The organism is Weeksella sp. HMSC059D05, from assembly GCF_001809725.1.
GTDB lineage: Bacteria > Bacteroidota > Bacteroidia > Flavobacteriales > Weeksellaceae > Weeksella > Weeksella virosa.
Genome location: NZ_KV798548.1, coordinates 42,180 through 61,392, shown reverse-complemented (window position 1 = coordinate 61,392; position 19,213 = coordinate 42,180). Strand labels below are relative to the sequence as shown.

The 19,213-nt window shown below is 34.8% G+C and carries 20 protein-coding genes; 7 read left to right on the top strand and 13 right to left on the bottom strand.

The window, feature by feature from the left end:
- Positions 1-28: 28 nt before the first annotated feature.
- Positions 29-472 (bottom strand): Fur family transcriptional regulator, encoded by a 444-nt coding sequence (locus HMPREF2660_RS08415; protein ID WP_013598858.1) that lies wholly within the window; start codon positions 470-472, stop codon positions 29-31.
- A 690-nt stretch (positions 473-1,162) separates the two neighbouring features.
- Positions 1,163-2,050, bottom strand: a complete 888-nt coding sequence (locus HMPREF2660_RS08410) for a NifU family protein (RefSeq protein WP_070486680.1) — start codon at positions 2,048-2,050, stop codon at positions 1,163-1,165.
- A gap of 56 nt (positions 2,051-2,106) precedes the next feature.
- On the opposite strand from HMPREF2660_RS08410, the gene HMPREF2660_RS08405 reads away from it, so the two are divergent.
- Complete coding sequence (locus HMPREF2660_RS08405; RefSeq protein WP_070486679.1) at positions 2,107-2,625, top strand: gamma carbonic anhydrase family protein; 519 nt, start codon at positions 2,107-2,109, stop codon at positions 2,623-2,625.
- 7 nt (positions 2,626-2,632) lie between these two features.
- Here the strand turns inward: HMPREF2660_RS08405 and HMPREF2660_RS08400 are convergent, their stop codons facing one another.
- A complete protein-coding gene (locus tag HMPREF2660_RS08400; RefSeq protein WP_070486678.1) occupies positions 2,633-3,208 on the bottom strand; it encodes a DUF5715 family protein in 576 nt (191 codons plus the stop codon).
- 87 nt (positions 3,209-3,295) lie between these two features.
- Positions 3,296-3,919 carry a DUF5715 family protein gene (locus HMPREF2660_RS08395; protein ID WP_070486677.1) on the bottom strand — a complete coding sequence of 208 codons (624 nt, stop codon included), beginning with the start codon at positions 3,917-3,919 and terminating at the stop codon, positions 3,296-3,298.
- 473 nt (positions 3,920-4,392) lie between these two features.
- Between HMPREF2660_RS08395 and HMPREF2660_RS08390 the strand changes: the two genes are divergently transcribed.
- On the top strand, positions 4,393-5,268 hold the full coding sequence (locus HMPREF2660_RS08390) for a carbon-nitrogen hydrolase (protein WP_070486676.1): 876 nt from the start codon (positions 4,393-4,395) through the stop codon (positions 5,266-5,268).
- Between the two features lie 73 nt (positions 5,269-5,341).
- Positions 5,342-6,397: an agmatine deiminase family protein gene (locus tag HMPREF2660_RS08385; protein ID WP_013598864.1), complete on the top strand. Its 1,056-nt coding sequence runs from the start codon at positions 5,342-5,344 to the stop codon at positions 6,395-6,397.
- A gap of 86 nt (positions 6,398-6,483) precedes the next feature.
- Here the strand turns inward: HMPREF2660_RS08385 and HMPREF2660_RS08380 are convergent, their stop codons facing one another.
- From HMPREF2660_RS08380 to HMPREF2660_RS08365, 4 genes are read right to left on the bottom strand one after another with little or no spacing between them, the layout of a single operon-like run.
- Positions 6,484-7,626, bottom strand: a complete 1,143-nt coding sequence (locus HMPREF2660_RS08380; protein ID WP_013598865.1) for an acyl-CoA dehydrogenase — start codon at positions 7,624-7,626, stop codon at positions 6,484-6,486.
- Between the two features lie 32 nt (positions 7,627-7,658).
- Positions 7,659-8,411, bottom strand: coding sequence for a type IX secretion/gliding motility protein PorT/SprT (locus tag HMPREF2660_RS08375; protein ID WP_070486675.1), 753 nt, complete (start codon positions 8,409-8,411; stop codon positions 7,659-7,661).
- A 30-nt stretch (positions 8,412-8,441) separates the two neighbouring features.
- Positions 8,442-9,176: a bifunctional demethylmenaquinone methyltransferase/2-methoxy-6-polyprenyl-1,4-benzoquinol methylase UbiE gene (gene ubiE, locus HMPREF2660_RS08370; RefSeq protein ID WP_070486674.1), complete on the bottom strand. Its 735-nt coding sequence runs from the start codon at positions 9,174-9,176 to the stop codon at positions 8,442-8,444.
- A gap of 6 nt (positions 9,177-9,182) precedes the next feature.
- Positions 9,183-9,737: a hypothetical protein gene (locus HMPREF2660_RS08365; protein WP_013598868.1), complete on the bottom strand. Its 555-nt coding sequence runs from the start codon at positions 9,735-9,737 to the stop codon at positions 9,183-9,185.
- Positions 9,738-9,860: 123 nt separating this feature from the next.
- Here HMPREF2660_RS08365 and HMPREF2660_RS08360 point away from each other — a divergent pair, with 123 nt between their 5' ends.
- The 3 genes from HMPREF2660_RS08360 (at position 9,861) to HMPREF2660_RS08350 (ending at position 12,425) form a co-directional block, all read left to right on the top strand.
- Positions 9,861-10,934 (top strand): 3-oxoacyl-ACP synthase III family protein, encoded by a 1,074-nt coding sequence (locus HMPREF2660_RS08360; RefSeq protein WP_013598869.1) that lies wholly within the window; start codon positions 9,861-9,863, stop codon positions 10,932-10,934.
- A gap of 3 nt (positions 10,935-10,937) precedes the next feature.
- Positions 10,938-12,002 (top strand): chorismate synthase, encoded by a 1,065-nt coding sequence (gene aroC / locus HMPREF2660_RS08355; protein ID WP_070486673.1) that lies wholly within the window; start codon positions 10,938-10,940, stop codon positions 12,000-12,002.
- Positions 12,003-12,164: 162 nt separating this feature from the next.
- Positions 12,165-12,425, top strand: coding sequence for a T9SS type A sorting domain-containing protein (locus tag HMPREF2660_RS08350; protein ID WP_221403272.1), 261 nt, complete (start codon positions 12,165-12,167; stop codon positions 12,423-12,425).
- Between the two features lie 69 nt (positions 12,426-12,494).
- Here the strand turns inward: HMPREF2660_RS08350 and HMPREF2660_RS08345 are convergent, their stop codons facing one another.
- From HMPREF2660_RS08345 to HMPREF2660_RS08325, 5 genes are all read right to left on the bottom strand, one after another.
- Positions 12,495-13,403 (bottom strand): T9SS type A sorting domain-containing protein, encoded by a 909-nt coding sequence (locus HMPREF2660_RS08345; RefSeq protein WP_070486672.1) that lies wholly within the window; start codon positions 13,401-13,403, stop codon positions 12,495-12,497.
- Positions 13,404-13,467: 64 nt separating this feature from the next.
- On the bottom strand, positions 13,468-14,541 hold the full coding sequence (gene dinB / locus HMPREF2660_RS08340; protein WP_083299109.1) for a DNA polymerase IV: 1,074 nt from the start codon (positions 14,539-14,541) through the stop codon (positions 13,468-13,470).
- The gene (locus HMPREF2660_RS08335) at positions 14,541-16,817 is read right to left on the bottom strand and encodes a cation:proton antiporter (RefSeq protein WP_070486670.1); all 2,277 of its coding nucleotides are present in this window, start codon (positions 16,815-16,817) and stop codon (positions 14,541-14,543) included. The genes dinB and HMPREF2660_RS08335 overlap by 1 nt, the downstream gene beginning before the upstream one ends.
- A 10-nt stretch (positions 16,818-16,827) precedes the next feature.
- A complete protein-coding gene (locus tag HMPREF2660_RS08330) occupies positions 16,828-17,532 on the bottom strand; it encodes a class I SAM-dependent methyltransferase (protein WP_070486668.1) in 705 nt (234 codons plus the stop codon).
- Positions 17,526-18,497, bottom strand: a complete 972-nt coding sequence (locus tag HMPREF2660_RS08325) for a YpdA family putative bacillithiol disulfide reductase (protein WP_013598876.1) — start codon at positions 18,495-18,497, stop codon at positions 17,526-17,528. Before HMPREF2660_RS08325 ends, HMPREF2660_RS08330 begins: the two co-directional genes overlap by 7 nt.
- Positions 18,498-18,627: 130 nt before the next feature.
- Between HMPREF2660_RS08325 and HMPREF2660_RS08320 the strand changes: the two genes are divergently transcribed.
- Positions 18,628-19,209 carry a TetR/AcrR family transcriptional regulator gene (locus HMPREF2660_RS08320; RefSeq protein ID WP_070486666.1) on the top strand — a complete coding sequence of 194 codons (582 nt, stop codon included), beginning with the start codon at positions 18,628-18,630 and terminating at the stop codon, positions 19,207-19,209.
- Positions 19,210-19,213 lie beyond the last annotated feature (4 nt).

Below are 19,213 nucleotides of genomic sequence, written 5' to 3'. Positions count from 1 at the left end.
CAAAGTTATTGTAAAGAAGAATGCAACACTATTGCAAAGTTTTTTGGCAGAGGGGACAAATTCCTCTGGTCATGAACTGAAATTCTTTAAACTGATAATCTTTTGGGAGTTGCAATTTGGTCAAGTCAATCTCCTCTAAACAAGTTACTTGCTGGCATTTTGTACACAAAAAATGTACATGTATATCATGGTGTTTCCCTTCTTCGCATTCATTTTGGCAGAGGAGATATTTGGTAGAGTTATTTTCTGTAATGGTGTGTAGAATGCCTTTCTGCTCGAAAGTTTTTAGTGTTCTGTATAATGTAGTTCGGTCAGCAGTGTAAAAAACTTCTTCCAAATCGGATAATGATAGTGCATTTTGTTCTTTTATAAAATGTTTATAAACCATTTTTCTCATGGCTGTTGGTTGTATTTTTTTGGCTATCAAAAAAGCATCGATATCCGTTTCCATTGCTCTAAACTTATTTCCCAAATTTACGAAATTCTCTATTCATATGGTAAATTCCTCTTGCGAATAAAAGCTATATCAGCTCAGCTGCCATATAAAATGATTGTTGTTTCTTACTTAGGGTTGTTTTCTAATTTCTAGTTTCTATATTTAAGAAAAGTTATACAATACTGGTTATTAATAAAAAATAGTTTAAGAAGTTTTTGGTTTTGATGTTAATAAGATGATATTCAATAATTTATTGTAGAGCATAAATTCTGTAGTGTTGATGAGTGTTCCATGCAGAGTGTATATTTATTTTGTATATCTGTATATTTATTGATTGTTTTTTACTTCTAATACAATTAATGTAATTCTTTAATTAAGAGAAAGGATGGAATGATTCGTATTTTTCCTACAGAAATTTTTAAGGAAGTTTCATTTGAAAACAACCGAACAAGACGTTACTCACTTTGACAGAAGTTATTCGTATCAAAAAGAGGATGTTAAAACCGAATAGAAAAAATCGTTTGCGTTTGATTGTAAAAGAGTTTGGGATAAGCGAAATACAATTGTACAGAATAAAAAGAGGCGAAAACTTGGGCATGTGAAAGTAAATTTCCCGCAAGATAAAAGAGACGAGCAAAAGAAATAGACAAGGCTAGTGTCGATATAGACGACAAGGTTGCATTATACAAATACAACCTTGTTTGTTTTTATTAAATCTTATTACTTTTATCCATTAATGGCTTCTACATTGTTCACCACTTCTGGCAACATTTGTTTTAGTAAACCTTCGATTCCATGTTTTAGCGTTGCGGTTGAAGAAGGACAACCTGAGCATGCACCTTGTAAGAGCATTTTTGCTGTTTTGGTTTGTTCGTCAAACTCTATCAACTCGATGTTTCCTCCGTCGTTTGCTACAGCTGGCTGCACATATTCATCTAAAATAGCTTTTATTTGTTGTTCTACATCGGTCATTTCTTCAATAGATTTTATAGCTACTTCGTGAGGGATTTCGGTCACAAACTCATAATCATCATTAAAAATTTTCCCGTCTGTTTGTAGATAATTCAAAACAAAAGAACGAACATCCATTGTCCATAAATCCCACGATTCCGTGTCATTTTTGGTTAATGAAATGTAGTTTTCGGCAATAAAAACCTCCTCTATAAAAGGATATTCTTGGAAAATTGCCGTTGCAATAGGAACGTTTTGTGCCTTTTCTCTACTTTTTATTTCGATGATAGAAGGTACTAATAATTTATTAGAAACAAATTTCATCACGGCCGGATTTGGTGTCATCTCGGCATACAATGTAAAAGGAACTTTCTTTTTCGAGTCGTAAATAATCGTATCATCATCATAATGTTCTTGGATTATTTCTATCAAATCATCCGAAACATCTTCCCATTTTATCGTATCTATTTTTTCTAGGGCAACAAAATTCGCTGTGATAAAAACTTTGTCAATAAAAGGAAAAGTCAACAAAACTTGCGCCAAAGGCGAATTCTCTGCAGAATCATCTTTTTTGTATTCCACACCACCTGCAGTAAGCTGGGTTGGACAAACAAACTTCAAGATATTGGGGTTGGGTGTATTTTCTGTATAAATTGTTTTCATACAGCAAATTTAGTCATAATTCTTGTATCTTTACAGGGTTTAATATAATCTTAACGATGGCATATATAAAAGAGTTGAATGGCAAACAGCCACGATTCGGAGAAAATTGTTTTTTAGCAGAAAACGCAGTGATTGTAGGTGATGTAGAAATGGGGGATAATTGTTCGATTTGGTTTTCGGCAGTTTTACGCGGTGATGTTCATTTTATTAAAATAGGAAATAATGTCAATGTGCAAGACAATGCTACGGTGCATGCCACTTATAAGAAGTCGCCCACTACTATAGGAAATTTTGTGTCGATTGGTCACAATGCAATTGTGCACGGTTGCACAATACACGATAATGTTTTGATTGGAATGGGTGCAATCGTAATGGATGATTGTATTATCGAGTCTAATTCTTTGATCGCTGCAGGAGCTGTTCTCCCTAAGGGGACACATGTAAAAGAAGGAGAATTGTGGGCAGGCGTTCCAGCCCAAAAAATTAGAGAGGTGCCGAATTCTCTAAAAGAAGGCGAGATAGAAAGAATAGCGAATAATTATACACTCTACAGCAGTTGGTATAAATCATCGTAGACAAGGCTTATTGCCGAACAATTACATGAAAACACTTGATTTTATTTTCTTTCACGTAGAATATCTTTCCTGCACGCACAAAACTCTGCAAAACATCTTCTAAGTGTTTTTCTAGTTTTTTATTGTGTTGAAGTTGATGATTAAATCGGACATACGAAATATCAAAAGCAGCACCAAAATTATGTGAACTATCATTCACAGATGCATTCGAATTTACTTTTCGTAAACGTTTCTGATCTTCTAACGTTCTGGTAAGCGAAGTTACAACAAAGAAATTTTGTCCTGTGATCCGAACAAATTCTCGTGCAATATCTGCTACTATTTTGTTTGCTTGCGGGACTAAATAGGGGTGGCTATGGGTAAGATCGGTTACGCGATAACCGTATCCTCTTTGTTTCACTTTTACCAAACTTCCTTTACTGATTAGACGATTGAGCTGTTTTTGGTCTTTGATAAGAGTTACTCCATGCGATTTAGCAGCATCTAGATGTAGTAAATACTCCTTGCTAGGTTCTACTTTTGCTTGCGAAAAACAGAATGAGGTTAAGCATAAAAAACAAAGTATTGCTCCGAATCTGTACATCTCTAATTCAATTATTATTCACAAACATACAAAAAAAAGTAAAGGAGCGATAACACTTCAGGTTTGTTGGCCTTTACGTTTTATATTTTAGACTTCATGATAATGATCTTCTTCTAGCATTTCAGGATAAACCAAATGCGGGTTTCGAACGGTTACATGAAAACAAGGTTGTCTTCTTTCTTTTATATAGTATATTTTTCCTTGTGCAACCAAATCATCTAAGATTGCCTGAAGTTTACTTTCTAGGGTGTAGTTCCTGCCTCTTATATTATCGTATTGCGAATAAGAAATATCAAAGGCAGCACCGTATTCATGCGAGCTATTTCCTTTGGCAGCATTACTATTCACTCGTCTCAATTTAGACTGTGTTTCTTGTGTGCGTGTCAACGATGAAATACTAAGCTTACGATTGTTTTCTGCATAGAAACGAGTAGATATTTCTTCTAAAACTACCAGAGCAGGTTCGATTAAGACTGCACGGCTATGCGTAAGTTTTTGGATGATATAACCCTCTCCTTCTTCGGGGACGTTTACCAACTTGTGTTGAGCAATCAATTCATCCATATGAAAATAATCGGTAATCAAAGGAACGCTAAAAGATGAGGCCTCGAACACATGATCTTTATATGTAATATTATCTTTTACGTAAACTTTAGAAGGTGCAGAATATTTGAGAGAAGATTGGTTTGTATTTGCTGCAAATGACTTCATGTTTTGAAGTTTGCATTCAAAATGAAAGATTCTACAGATTCGGCAGACTGAGCATTTAGTAGAGTTGTAGTCGTAAAAAAAGCAGTAAGTATTAATTTTTTCATTCTCCAACAATTTTATAAAAATCAAAAATAATCCATAATTTCTATAAAGAAGAAATGGAAAATGATAAAATTATTATAAAAAAATCTTAAAAATTGTCGAGAATGAATTGATTTTTAGTGATTTATTCTATTGATAATGTTTATAAAATTGTTAATTATATTGTGTCAAATTTTATGCCAATTTGTGATTTTTTATAATAAATATTTGTTCTATTGTTTCTATATCATAAAATTGTAAAGGTTTTTATGTTTATAAATTTACTTTACTATAGGTAGTATCTAAAAAAAGAGATGTAAACAAGAAAGAAGTTTTACTCTAAAAAAATATGTATTTTTGTTACATACGATTAATCCAAAAAAATTAGGCAAATGTCAAAAGTAAAAATTGGTGTAGTTCAGATGAGTTGCACGGCAAACAAAGAAGAAAATTTACAAAAAGCTATACAAAAAGTTCGCGAAGCAGCAGATAAAGGAGCACAAATCGTTTGTTTACAAGAGTTGTTTACTTCACTCTACTTTTGCGATGTAGAAGATTATGACAACTTCGATTTGGCCGAGTCTATCCCCGGTCCATCAACCAATGCATTGGCTGATGTTGCCAAAGAGAAAGGAGTTGTCGTGATAGCCTCATTGTTCGAGAAAAGAGCAGAAGGATTATACCATAATACCACAGCAGTTCTAGACGCCGATGGGACATATTTGGGGAAATATAGAAAAATGCATATCCCAGATGATCCTGCTTTTTACGAGAAGTTCTATTTTACGCCAGGAGATTTAGGGTACAAAACCTTTCAGACCAAATTCGGGAAAATTGGCGTATTGATTTGTTGGGATCAATGGTACCCAGAAGCAGCAAGAATTACAAGTTTAATGGGAGCAGAGATTTTGTTTTATCCGACTGCAATTGGCTGGGCAACCGACCAAGACGAAGAAACCAATAAAGATCAGTACGATGCATGGCAAACGATTCAGCGATCGCATGCCGTAGCCAATGGTGTGCCAGTTGTTTCAGTGAATCGTGTAGGTTTTGAACAAGATGGTGCTATGAAATTCTGGGGTGGATCTTTCGTAACCAATGCCCAAGGAAAATTATTGTATTTAGCCTCTCATGAAGAAGAAGAGACAGAAGTGGTGGAGGTAGATCTTACCGAGTCTGACTTTTTCCGTAAACACTGGCCTTTTTTGCGTGATCGTCGAATCGACTCGTATCAGCCAATAACCAAACGTTTTTTAGACGAAGATTAATCCAAACATGCCATTCAAGCAATGGTAGAAAAGTGAAATAGTAGAATAATTACTGTAATAAAATATCTGAAAATTGACGAAAATCGATACCACAAAATACCCAAAAGATTTAGGATTTCATTTTCCTGCAGAATGGGAAGAGCACGAAGCGACATGGCTATCTTGGCCACACAAAGAAGAGTCTTGGCCCGATAGAATTCATTTGATTTATCCTGCATATGCACAATTTATAGCCGAATTGTCTAAAAGCGAGATTGTGAGAATCAATGTTGTAGATGAAGAAATGATGCGTTTTGCTGATGCTCATATCAAGAAAACGGATGCTTATCTCGATCAGATAGAATATTTTATTCATCCAACCAATGATGCTTGGTGTCGAGATCATGGACCAGCTTTTTTAGTAAATCGAGCAACCAAAGAGAAAGTTGTCGTTGATTGGGATTTCAATGCCTGGGGAGGAAAATATCCACCGTATGATTTAGATGATGTTATCCCGACCAAAGTAGCAGAGAAATTAAATTTACCTGTTTTTTATCCTCAGATTATAATGGAAGGGGGAGCGGTGGACTTCAATGGAGCAGGAGCGGTGCTTACTTCGAAATCTTGTTTATTAAACCCTAACCGCAATCCTCACTTAAATCAAGAACAAATCGAAGAGTATTTGAGAAATTACTATGGAGTTTCGCAAGTTCTCTGGGTCGATGACGGAATTGTAGGAGACGATACAGATGGCCATATTGATGATACCATTCGTTTTGTGAATGAAGATACGGTTCTTTGCGTTGTCGAGGAGGACAAGGAGGATGACAATTATGCGGTGTTGCAAAACAATCTGAAACAGTTATATGAAATGAAGTTGGAAGATGGTCGTTTGCTGAATGTCGTGCAATTGCCTATGCCAGACGCAGTTTATTGCGAAGGTGAGCGCTTGCCAGCATCGTATGCAAATTTCTATATTGCAAATAAATCGGTGATTGTGCCTACATATCGATGTGATAAAGATGCGATTGCATTAGAAATTATCCAAAAATGTTTTCCAGATAGAAAAGTTGTTGGGATAGATTCTACCGAAATTATATGGGGTCTAGGCAGTTTTCATTGTCTAAGTCAGCAAGAACCAAAAATTTAATGAGGTTTTTATATTCAGAACGATATATAATAGAAAAAGGAACTCCATGGGAGTTCCTTTTTTATTTTTAATAGATAAGATAATAATTATCCTTTTGCGATAGAACGTGAAATTACAATTTTCTGTATTTCAGATGTTCCTTCGTATATCTGAGTAATTTTGGCATCACGCATCATGCGTTCTACGTGGTATTCTCGTACGTAACCATTTCCTCCATGGATTTGTACAGCTTCGGTTGTTACCCACATGGCAGTAGTAGAAGCAAAAAGCTTGGCCATTGCTCCAGACTCTGAAATATCCTTTCCTTCGTCTTTTTCTACAGCTGCTTTTAAGCATAACATTCTAGCTGCCGTAATATTGGTTGCCATATCTGCTAGCTTAAACGCTACACCTTGGTGATTGATAATTTCTGTCCCGAAAGCTTTTCTAATTTTTGCATATTCTAAGGCTAATTCATAGGCACCTTGTGCAATCCCTAAGGCTTGAGATGCAATCCCAATTCGTCCACCATTTAGAACATTCATCGCGAATTTGAAACCAAAACCATCTTCACCAATTCTATTTTCTTTTGGTACTTTTACATCATTAAAAAAAAGTGAGTGTGTGTCCGATCCACGGATACCCATTTTTTGTTCTTTTGGTCCGATTTCGAAGCCTTCCCAGCCTTTTTCTACAATAAAAGCGTTTATACCTCTATGCCCTTTTTCTTCGTGTGTTTGGGCAATTACTATATAAGTAGAAGCGGTACCTCCGTTTGTGATCCAGTTTTTGGTTCCGTTCAATAGGTAATAATCTCCCTTGTCGATTGCTGTTGTTTTCTGAGAAGTTGCATCGGATCCTGCATCTGGTTCTGATAAACAAAAGGCACCAATTTTTTCTCCTTTTGCTAAAGGTACCAAGTATTTCTGTTTTTGTTCTTCGTTACAATATTTTTCCATTCCGGCGCACACCAAAGAGTTGTTTACCGACATGACTACTGCTGCAGATGCGTCTACTTTTGCAATTTCTTCCATCGCTAAAACATAGGATACACTATCCAAACCAGCTCCACCGTATTTCGGGTCAACCATCATCCCTAAAAATCCTAATTCGCCCATTTTCTTTACAGCATCTGTTGGAAAGGTTGAGGTCTCATCGCGCTCGATAACTCCTGGTAAAAGTTCTGTTTTTGCAAAGTCGCGAGCGGCTTGTTGTATCATTTGCTGCTCTTCTGATAGTTGAAAGTTCATTGTTTTATGATTGTTATTTTGTAGTTAACTTATTATTCAAATTTCAAACTAAAGAATACTCCTCTAGATTTTAGTTCATAGAGTGTACCAGTGTATTGTGGATTGGCGATTTCGTCATTATCACGTACCAACTCATTATTGAAAAAGAAAACACCTTTGATTGCAGGGGTCATCTTGAATTTCTTGAAATATAATTCAGCACCAATTTCGGCTTGCCAGTTGAAGTTGTTTTTCGTTGTTCTAAAAACACCACTTAAATTATCATCTGTTTTATCTTCATTGGCTTGCAGGTTCATTGCATAACCAAATCCTGCTTGTAAGTAAGGGCGGGTATTGAACCAGCGATCTCCATGAAAATTAACCAAAATTGGTACTTCTACATAGGTGGCTTTCACATCTCTTTGCAAGTCATTGGTGTTTTCCAAACCTACGTTTCTAAAATATAAGGTTCTTTCTGATATATGCAAACCTGGTTCAGTTTTCAGGTCGATAAAATCATTCACACGCATACGCCCGATTAATCCAACCGATATTCCTGGAGAGTTTTCTTGTGCCAAGTATACTTGTCCATAGTTGGTTGTACCATCATCAGTTGGGTTGGCATTATTGATAAATTTCTTCGGTACAACTTTATACGACATAAGATTGGTACCAATATAAAAACCAAAAGAATATTTCTTCAGGTCGGTAAATTCTCTGTTCCATTGCTTGTCATAGTTCGGACGAAATTGCCCAAAACTATAAGCACTAACCAAAACGATAAGTAAGAGTAATCTATGTTTCATAACATTATTCGGAACGAAGATAATTAAATTTTATTTTACAGCACTATAAATACTTGCAATCCCAAATGTCAATCGATAATCTTTCGGATGCATGAAATCGACATCTTTTAGGATTGATTTCATTTCTTCTCCTTGTGGGAAAGCGCTTATGGATTCGGGTAAATATGTATATGCACTCTGATCCTTTGATACCAAACGTCCTACAAGTGGTAAAAGGGTAGAAGAATAAAAAGAATACAATTGTTTCATTGGGAATTTAGAAGGGTACGAGAATTCTAAAATTACAAAGGTTCCACCAGGTTTCAAAACGCGTCTGATTTCGGCTAATCCTTTTTTTAAATTTTCGAAATTTCGTACACCAAAAGAAACCGTCACACAATCGAAGCTATTATCTGGGAAAGGTAGATTTTCAGAATCACCAAGAATCAATTCTATTCTATTTTGTAGTTTTTCCATGGCAACTTTTTTCCGTCCGACTTCTAACATGCCGGCAGACAAATCGAGTCCTGTAATTTTTGCATTGGTGTGTTTTGCCATCATAATTGCTAAATCACCTGTTCCCGTAGCAATATCTAGTACTGTTTCGGGTTTGGTTTGTTGGATGATTTTGATAACTTTTTTGCGCCATTGTATGTCTATTCCTCCAGACAAAACGCGGTTTAATAAATCATATTTCGGCGATATAGCATCGAACATCTGTTCTACTTGCTTCTTTTTTGTAAGATTAGATCCTTCGTAAGGTTTTATATTATCATGATTTGCCATTGTAGATTATTCGTAATTTTCAAAATAAAATTGCTTGAAGTCTTCCTCATTGAAGATTTTCGTTAAATTGGTTTCTTTGTCACTTTTTAAAAAAACTTTCGGATAATTTTCATCCAAATTGTAATAAAAGTTTTCGATGTATAAACGATCCGATTTTACTATTTTACCAAAATAAACTTTATTGTCTATCGTAACATGCGTAGAACGAAAAAGTGAATCTACATTTTCTCGAAAACCATACGGACGAGAAAAAGTATAATAGGTGGTTCTGGTAGGGTTTATTAAGCCATTACTGCGATTAATATCGATAATTGTGTCTATTTCCTCGCCAAGATGATTATATTTTATACGATGAGGACCTTTTTCGATCGAGACACGGACATTTTGTTGTGGTGCAATGGTATATTGTTGATCATCAACATGTATCACCAGTTGTTTGTTGGATGGATTAGCGACTACATAGCCATTTTTTTTGTCTAATATATTAAAATAGACAAGTAAAATGATGCCTAGAATAGACAATACCAACAAAAAACCTACGAAAGCTGGATTTTTTTTCATGCTGTAAAAATAGGCATACTTTACTAATCCAAAAAATCAAGATCATCTATTTTTTCCTACCATGAGATAATTCCTTATATTTGCTCTTATTTTTTCGCTTTAATTTAATAGTAAAAAATCCAAATGATAAATTCCGTTATAAAAGGGAGTGGACGATATATCCCAGAAAAAGTTATCGATAATTCGTATTTTTTGGGTTATGAGTTTTATGATGAAAATGGTGTTCGTATAGAAAAACCAGGAGAAGAAATCATTAAGAAATTTCAAGAAATTACCGAAATCGAGGAGCGTCGTTACGTTGATGATCAATATCTCAATTCTGATATTGCCACTTTTGCTGCCCAAAAAGCAATAGAAGATGCACAAATAGATAAAGAAACTATCGATTATATTATTGTAGCTCAGAACTTTGGGGATATAGATCCGGTTTCGAGACAAATCGATATGATGCCATCAATGTCTTCTAAAGTAAAACATAATTTAGGCATCAAAAACCTGAAATGTCGCCCTTACGATATGATTTTTGGTTGTCCAGGTTGGGTAGAAGGAATCATTTTAGGCCACCAATTAATTCAGGGTGGGAATGCTAAAAATGTTTTGGTCATTGGTTCAGATACTCTTTCTCGAGCAGTGGATCCACATGATCGTACCGCAATGATTTTTGCAGATGGTTCGGGGGCAGTCGTACTGTCTAGAGAAGAGGCCGATGAGAAATATGGAGTAATAGCATACAATACATTAAGCTATACGGGTGAAGAATTACATTACTTAGTAAACGGTCCGTCATTAAAAAGCGATTATGTAGGTTCGAATAAAAATATTCGAATGAAAGGAAGAAAGGTGTACGAATTTGCGCTTCGCAATGTACCGAATGCACTAAAGGAAACTCTAGAAGATGCAAAAGTGCCTATCGATAAACTATCAAAAATCCTTCTTCATCAAGCAAATGCTAAGATGGACCATGCAATGATCGAGCGTTTCTATAAATTATACGACACACCAGTCCCAGAAACTATAGATCCGATGACTGTACAAAAACTTGGTAACACTTCGGTATCTACGATTCCGATTATGTACGATTTAATAGAAAAGAAAGAGTTAGGTAATCACGAATTTCATAAGGATGATTATCTATTATTTGCTTCGGTTGGGGCAAGTATGAATATCAATTCTTTTGTCTATAAATACAAAAAATAAGTTTTGAGTACACTTGGTAAGCTTTTGCAATTAACTACATTCGGAGAAAGTCACGGTCCCGCAATTGGCGGTGTGTTGAGTGGCTGTCCGAGCAATATTGTTTTGGATTTTGATTATATTCAGCATCAATTGGATAGACGAAAACCAGGACAATCAGCAATTGTTACCCAAAGAAAAGAGCTGGATCAAGTGCAGTTTCTTTCTGGTATTTTCCAGGGAAAAACTACAGGTGCTCCTATTGGATTTTTAATTCCTAATAATGACCAAAAATCCAAAGACTACGACCATCTCAAAGATGTTTATCGACCATCTCATGCCGATTTTACTTATCATAAGAAATATCAGCATCGCGATTATCGCGGTGGCGGTAGAGCCTCTGCCCGTGAAACCGCAAATTGGGTAGTTGCTGGTGGAATTGCAAAACATATTATACCAGAAATTTCTATTCGTTCATATGTTTCGGCTGTGGGGACTATCAGAACAGAAAAATCTTTTCAAGAACTTGATCTTCAAAAAATAGATCATTCGATTGTTCGTTGTCCTGATGATGATATTGCCGATCAAATGATTGAATATATTAAACAAATCAGAAAAGAAGGCGATACGATTGGAGGCGAAATTACTTGCGTTGTAGAGAATGTACCGGTTGGTTTAGGAGAGCCAATATTCGATAAATTGCATGCGCGTTTAGCCCATGCAATGATGAGTATCAATGCAGTAAAGGGTTTCGAATATGGAGTGGGTTTTGATGCTATTACAAAGAAAGGTTCTCAAATAAATGATCTTTTTTTGCCAAATATGCGAACGAAAACAAATTTCTCGGGCGGTATACAAGGTGGAATTTCAAACGGAATGCCTATTTATTTCAAAATAGCTTTTAAGCCTGTTGCTACTTTGATGCAAGTACAAGAAACGATTGACCAAAATAACGAATTAACAACTTTTATTGGGAAAGGTCGTCATGATCCATGTGTTGTTCCGAGAGCTGTGCCGATTGTAGATGCAATGACGGCCTTGGTATTAGCGGATATGACTTTGTATAATCGTTCCCAAGAAAGAATAAATTAAATAATTGGTATATTATTTGGAATAATATATAAATATTAATCAAATTTCATTATATTTGGAATGATAATGCCGTAGTGTATGAGAAACATTATATTTTTTATATTTTATATATTTATAGGAATCACACAATTATCTGCACAGACAGGTACTCGTCATAATCCAATGTCTTTGCAGAACGAGGAGAAAGTTGTGTTGATCTCTCCCAATCCTGCTACTAATCAGATAACTGTGAATGCTTCTAAAGTTTCAACGAAAGTAAACTCAATCGCTATATATTCTATCATTGGAAATGAGGTTCTAAATATTAGGCCAGAGTCGAATACCGTTGTTATGAATGTTGCAAACCTAAAAAAAGGTAAATATATAGTAAAAACATTCTTCAGTAATGGAAATTCTGAAGTGACAACGTTGATAAAAAATTAGCATCTAATATTAAGTGTCAAGATAAAAAAGGGTAGAAATTTTTCTACCCTTTTTTCGTTCCCTATTTTTTTACTTTTTGATAATTCGTTTGATAATTACCGAATCAGGAGTTTTGAGTTGTAAATAATAAATTCCGTTTTCTAAATGTTGAATATCAATGGTTTGTTGGTTTGTTTTGGGCGATGAAATATATTTACCATACGCATCAAATAAAAGCAAAGTCTCGACTTTTTCCTTGGTTTTTAGATGGATATAATCATGACTTGGATTCGGATAAATCTCCAATTCTGTAGAAGAATTTTCATTTGTCGATAGGATATCTAATTGAGAGATTCTGATATTATCAATGTAAAAACTCGTTCCTAAATCAATCATAAACAAATCGAAAAAACTCAACTCCCCACCAAAAGGTGCAAAAGAATTGTCTAAAATTTTGGTGCTTTCTAAGTATATTTTTGAGTTCTTTTTTGTTTGATCAATTTCGAAAGTCACATTTAACCATTGGTTTGTTTCGAAAGAAGAATTCGGAATTTCTTCTAAAAAGTCCCCAACTCCCGCATAAATTTTATCATCAAAACCACTAAAATTAATCGAAGCCAGAGCAAGAGAATCTTGGTTTTTTAGACTCAAAACAATATCCGACATCAAATCTGAACTTTTGGGTTCTAAAAAAATATCCATCGAAATTTTGGTTCGATCATATATTGGTGAAACTTTGTTAAGAACCCCTTTGAAGCCAAAGGTAGATGTTGGAATAAGGTAAAGAGAGTTCTCTCCGTCCGATTGCTTTTCTTTGCTGATTTCTCCACCATCGTAGGCAACAAAATCATCGTCGACTATATGGTAAGCAAACCAACCTTTTTGGTTGTTGAGCGGGCCGCTTATGAAGCCTTCATTCTCTTCGAAAGAAATTTTAGTAGTTTGTGCATAGCTGTTACAAACAAAAAAGTTTAAAGCAAATAGTAGAATTTTTTTCATATTTAGTTACAATTTTTGATAAATGTAATTATAAAAAAAGAAAAGGCTGTAAGCAAAGATTGTTCTAATCTTGAGGAAATTCTATACGCAATTGTTCGCCATATAGTTTGTTGTGGTCTAGATTACTTAAGGAAATTCCGATAAGTCGTACAGGTCGAAAAGGAGTATAAGCTTCTTGCAATAACTCTAAAGCTGCTTGCTTGAAAAGTTGAGCATCTTGAATTGAAAATAAAAACGTTTTACTTTTTGTGCTCACTTGAAAATCATTGAACTTCATTTTCAGGGTAATTGTTCTACCATACGTTTGGTTTTTCACAGTCCACATCCACACTTCTTCGATCATCGGAATAAGACGTTTCTTCAGTTCTTGTAGATCATTCAAATCGGTAACAAAGGTATTTTCTGTCCCGATCGATTTTCTGATGCGATGACTTTTCACTTCTCGGTGGTCAATTGCACGAGCGATATTGTAATAATACAAACCCGATTTTCCGAATTCTCGAAGGATTTTTTCCAAGGAAAGTTTTTTTAGGTCTTTCCCGGTTTCTATATTCATCATTCGCATCCGTTGTGCAGTCTGTTTCCCAATTCCGTAAAATTTTTCGATAGGTAATTCTTCTACAAATTTTTCGGCCATTTTGGGTGTGATGACAAACAAACCGTCTGGTTTACGATAATCGGATGCAATTTTAGCTAAAAATTTATTGAAAGAAACGCCAGCCGAAGCAGTGAGCTTTGTTGTTTCTTTTATTTTTTGTTTAATTTCTTTGGCAATCGTCGTAGCATATTCGATATTCGGGTGATTATGAGTTACATCTAAATACGCTTCATCCAGTGATAGTGGCTCGATTAGGTCAGTGTATTCTGCAAAAATTTTTTTTATTTGATTCGAAACTTCTTTGTATGCAGCAAAATTTCCTTTTACAAAAATAAGTTGTGGACATTTTCTCTTCGCTACAGCAGAAGGCATGGCAGAACGTACACCGTATCGTCTAGCTTCGTAGCTTGCTGTAGCTACAACTCCACGATCAGAACTACTCCCGACAGCAATGCATTTGCCACGAAGTTCTGGGTGATCTCGCTGCTCAACCGATGTATAAAATGCATCCATATCGATATGGATAATCTTCCGAGTCACTAATTCAGTTGATTCTTTTGTATAAATTCTTTTAGATTATTTTTATCAGCCACTATCGTAATATAATCCCCAGTATAGATTGGGATATTACCGTCTGGATTATAAATCATATCTCCATCTTTTCTTTCTATCGCTACTACTAATCCGTTGGCATTGTCTTTTATCCAACCTACATTTTTGCAATTTTCTGCAGCTAAATCAGTTGGTACAGATATTTTGTCTATAATAACATTGAGTTCGGTAGAAGGTGTTTCTGCTTGTATAATTTGTTCGATTGAATTGATGTAATTCTCAAAGCCTTGTATTTGCTCATCTGTACCGATAATGCCAATGATATCATTAGAGAACAAAACATCGTTGCTTTTGGGTATTGCAATAGTATGATCTCCTCGTTTGATGTAGGCAATATTGATATTGAAGCGTTTTCGCCAGTTTAAGGTTTCTAGAGTTTTGCCGACAAAATCGATATGTTTTGGTAAGGTAATTTCGGATATATGGGTGTTATCCCACGTATGTTGGTAATGGTTTGTGTTATCTATTTTTTCTTGTTTTAGTCTTTCTTGTTCTTGGTTTTCACGTTCATTCAGATTAAAAATAAAATGAGATGTAAAGGTTTTATAATAATTTCTAAGTCCAGGACTGACTGTATAAATAATTACTGGTAAAAGGATTGTCAAGATAATTCCGATCAATACATTGCTGAAAAATTGGTTATAAATAAACAATATTAGTACGATAAGAATAATACTTCTGATTATAGTAATGATAAGAATTGGTCCTCTGTTATAGGTTGATTGATTCCATAATTTATATAATTCTTTGTTAGATGGCCGATCGCCTAAAATTGCCCAAAGAAATGGACTAGAAATCAATAAGCTTAATACAAAAGCTATAATATGCGCAACGTTTGGTTTTGTATAATCATACAAATAAAGTAAGATATAATACTTGATACTTAAAGTAATCGCAATAATCAATACAACATTGATAATGATAGTGAAGAATGTTTTTTGGAGATTTTTCTTCCAGCTTCCTTCGTCTTGGATATGTTGTGTATCCGATGAATATTTAGAGATAGCAAGTAGAATATTTTTGGGTAGATGCTTTTCTAAATAATTGTAGGTTGGCTCGGATAGTTTTATCAAATAGGGCGTTGTAAAAGTTGTAACTGCAGATACACCTACTGCAACAGGAAAAAGAAAATCACTTGTTACGCCCAAGGTTAGTCCCAAGCCGGCTACGATAAAAGCAAATTCACCAATTTGTGCCATACTCATTCCTACCTGTACAGATTGTTTTAAGGGTTGTCCTGATATTAAAGCACCTAAACCAGTGAATAATAATTTGCCGAAAATTGTTAAAAGCGTAACGATAAAAATTGCGCCTTTATATTCGTACATAGAACTTGGGTTAATCATCATTCCGATAGAAATAAAGAAAATCGTGGCAAATAGATTTTTTACAGAGGCAATAGTGGTATTTATTTTTTCTGCAAAAACCGTTTCTGCTAGAATGGATCCCATAACGAATGCTCCCAGTTCGATTGAAAATCCTGCTAAATCTGCAATATAAACCATACCGAAACACAATCCTATCGATAGGATTAAGAGGGCTTCATCATCGAGATGTTTTTTCACATTTCGCAAAAGACTGGGGATAAGGAATATTCCTGCTACAAACCAGAGGACTAAGAAAAATAATAAATTAACAAAAGAAGAGAGCATCTCTGTTCCGTCGAACTGTTGACTAACAGCTAAGGTTGAGAGCATTACCATGAGTAAAATCACTACAATGTCTTCTACGATAAGTATACCAAAAACAACATTGGCAAACTTTTTTCGTTTTAATCCCAATTCTTCAAAAGCTCGGATGATAATTGTGGTAGATGAGCTGGCTAATAGCCCACCCAAAAATAAGCTATCCATTTTGCCCCACCCCATGGCTGTACCTACGAAATACCCAACCATAAGGATGAAAACAATTTCTACTAAAGCTGTAATGGAAGCAGCACCGCCAACTTTGAGTAGTTTTTTGAAACTGAATTCTAATCCTAAACTAAAGAGCAAAAAAATTACGCCAATTTTAGCTAATATTTCTACATTTTCTGGATCTGTAACATTCGGTAAATATTGAAAATAAGGGCCAACCAAAAAACCTGCAATGATATAGCCTAATACTAAGGGTTGATTGATTCTTTTGAATATCAGTGTAGTAATGGCGCCCGTACATAGTATGAGTGCTAAATCTATTATAAGTTTAGGCAAATGACCTTCCATAAATAAAAAATTAAATTTTCGTGAGTTTTGCTAAAAAAGAAAATTCATCTTCTAAAATAACTTCTGAATAGAAATAGTTGTTATAAGCAGCATTTTCTAAAGTATTTTTGTCTAAATATATCCAAGGAAAATTCTCCTTCTGATTACCATAATGGACAGTAAATTCTACTTCTCCATAGTATTTCTTAGAAAAAGGCAACTCGTATTCTTTACCCAAATCTTGGTTATACATATAGAGAATATCTGTGCTATCAAGAAAAATAGAGCCTTCTGGTGATAATAATTGATGAAGTTTCTGTAAATGAAAATCAATAGCATCTAGACTTCTGAAAAGTCCAGAACCATTCATCATTAACAAAATTGTGTCAAAAACTTCATTCGACAATTCCATATAATCCATACAAATTACTTTTCTTACGCCTCTGTTTTTTGCAACCTCGGTTGCATTCCTAGAAATATCAATTGCCGTAACATCCAAGTGGCGCTCGTTTTGCAAATATAAACTGTGAGAACCAGTACCACAGCCAATGTCTGCTACTTTTCCATATGCTAATTCTAGAGCTTTTTGTTCTAATTTGTTCATCTGTTCATAAGAACGAAATAAGATTTCCATCGGGAAATCATCCATCTCAGAAATGTTCGTTTCTGTTCGTAGCATTCCTTTGCTTTTATGCTCGTAATAATCTTTTATGGCTTGCCCGAATAAATCTAGCATGATTTGTTTTTTATAGAATTGATAATTTGTTCTGCGTGTATTCTAGAGTTTTCTATGAACCAAATATTTGTTTGTAGACCTCCACAAACGACACCAGCTAAAAATAATCCATCGATATTTGTTTCCATAGTTTCTGGGTTATAGCTAGGGGTTTTTAGCCCATCGGTACTCAACTCAATGCCAATATTCTCGAGCAAAGCAAAATTTGGTTGATAACCAGTCATGGCCAAAACAACATCATTTTTCAGTTCTATTATCTCCTTCGGCGTATGGATCAAAACCGAATTCTCTTTCACTTCTTGCAAAGTAGATTCGAAATGTGCTTTGATAGAACCTTCTGCAATACGATTTTCTATATCGGGCCTTACCCAGTATTTTAAACTATTGGTAAACCCTTTTCCGCGAATTACCATAGTCACTTTTGCACCTTTTCTATAACACTCCAAGGCAGCATCCACAGCAGAATTATTCGCTCCAACCACAACTACATTCAAAAAAGAGTAGGGGTGAGCTTCTTTATAGTAATGATGAACTTTTGGCAAATTTTCACCAGGAATATTCATCAGAATAGGATGATCGTAAAAACCTGTAGCCAAAATTACATGTTTACATTGGTAGGATGTTTTCGAGGTCTGAACCTGAAAGATATTATTTTTTTTCTTGATGTCTTCTACCTCTTCATATAGATGTAAATTAAATTGATGATAGCGATGAATATTTCGATAATATTCGAGTGCTTCTTGACGCCCTGGCTTCGGAGAAATACAATTAAACGGTATCCCGCCAATTTCTAGTCGCTCTGCTGTCGAAAAAAAAGTCATATACAAAGGATAATTGTATAAACTATTGGTCAAAGTTCCTTTTTCTAGAACAAGATAACTGAGATTATTTTGTTTGGCTTCTATTGCACATGCAAGACCAATTGGGCCAGCACCTACAATGATTAGGTCATATACATTTGTCATGGAACAAATTTACAGAAATGTTTGCTGAAATGCTTAATTGGAGGTAGGAAACCTGAAAATAAATTAACAAATTTGTCAAATCGAAATATTCTTAATAATTTTGTCTAACATTTTTGTTAATTACTAAATAATGAAAGATCAAACCGAAGAAATTATAAAAAACACTGCCAAACGAATGTTTTTTGGTGAAGGAAAATTTCATGCCACTACCCAAGAAATTGCCGATGAAGCGGGAGTTAATAGAACCCTGATAAACTATTATTTTCGATCGAGGGATAATTTATTCGAGATTATTTTCAATGAAGCTCGGATAACAAATATCAATAAAACGAATGTGATTGCCGATAATACACTAGATTTTAGAGAGATGGTAGCCGAGTATATTGATGATTCTCTATCAATTGCTTTACAATTTCCGTATCTCGATATATATATCGTGACGCAGATGAACAATAAAATTTGTTACTCGCAACCCGATCATGTAGAAGAAATGACTACTATGTTTCTGCAAAGAGTAGAAGAAGAAATGGAAAAAGGAACTATAGCCAAAATGGAGCCGATTCAGTTTTTATTAAATATGATTTCTCTTATCAATTTTCCTTCATCAATCCGACCGTTACTTCAGCATTCGTTGCACATAACAGATGAAGAATTCGAGAGGATTTTATCAGAAAGGAAAGAAATTATTCTGCAAACTCTTTTCCAATCATAAACAA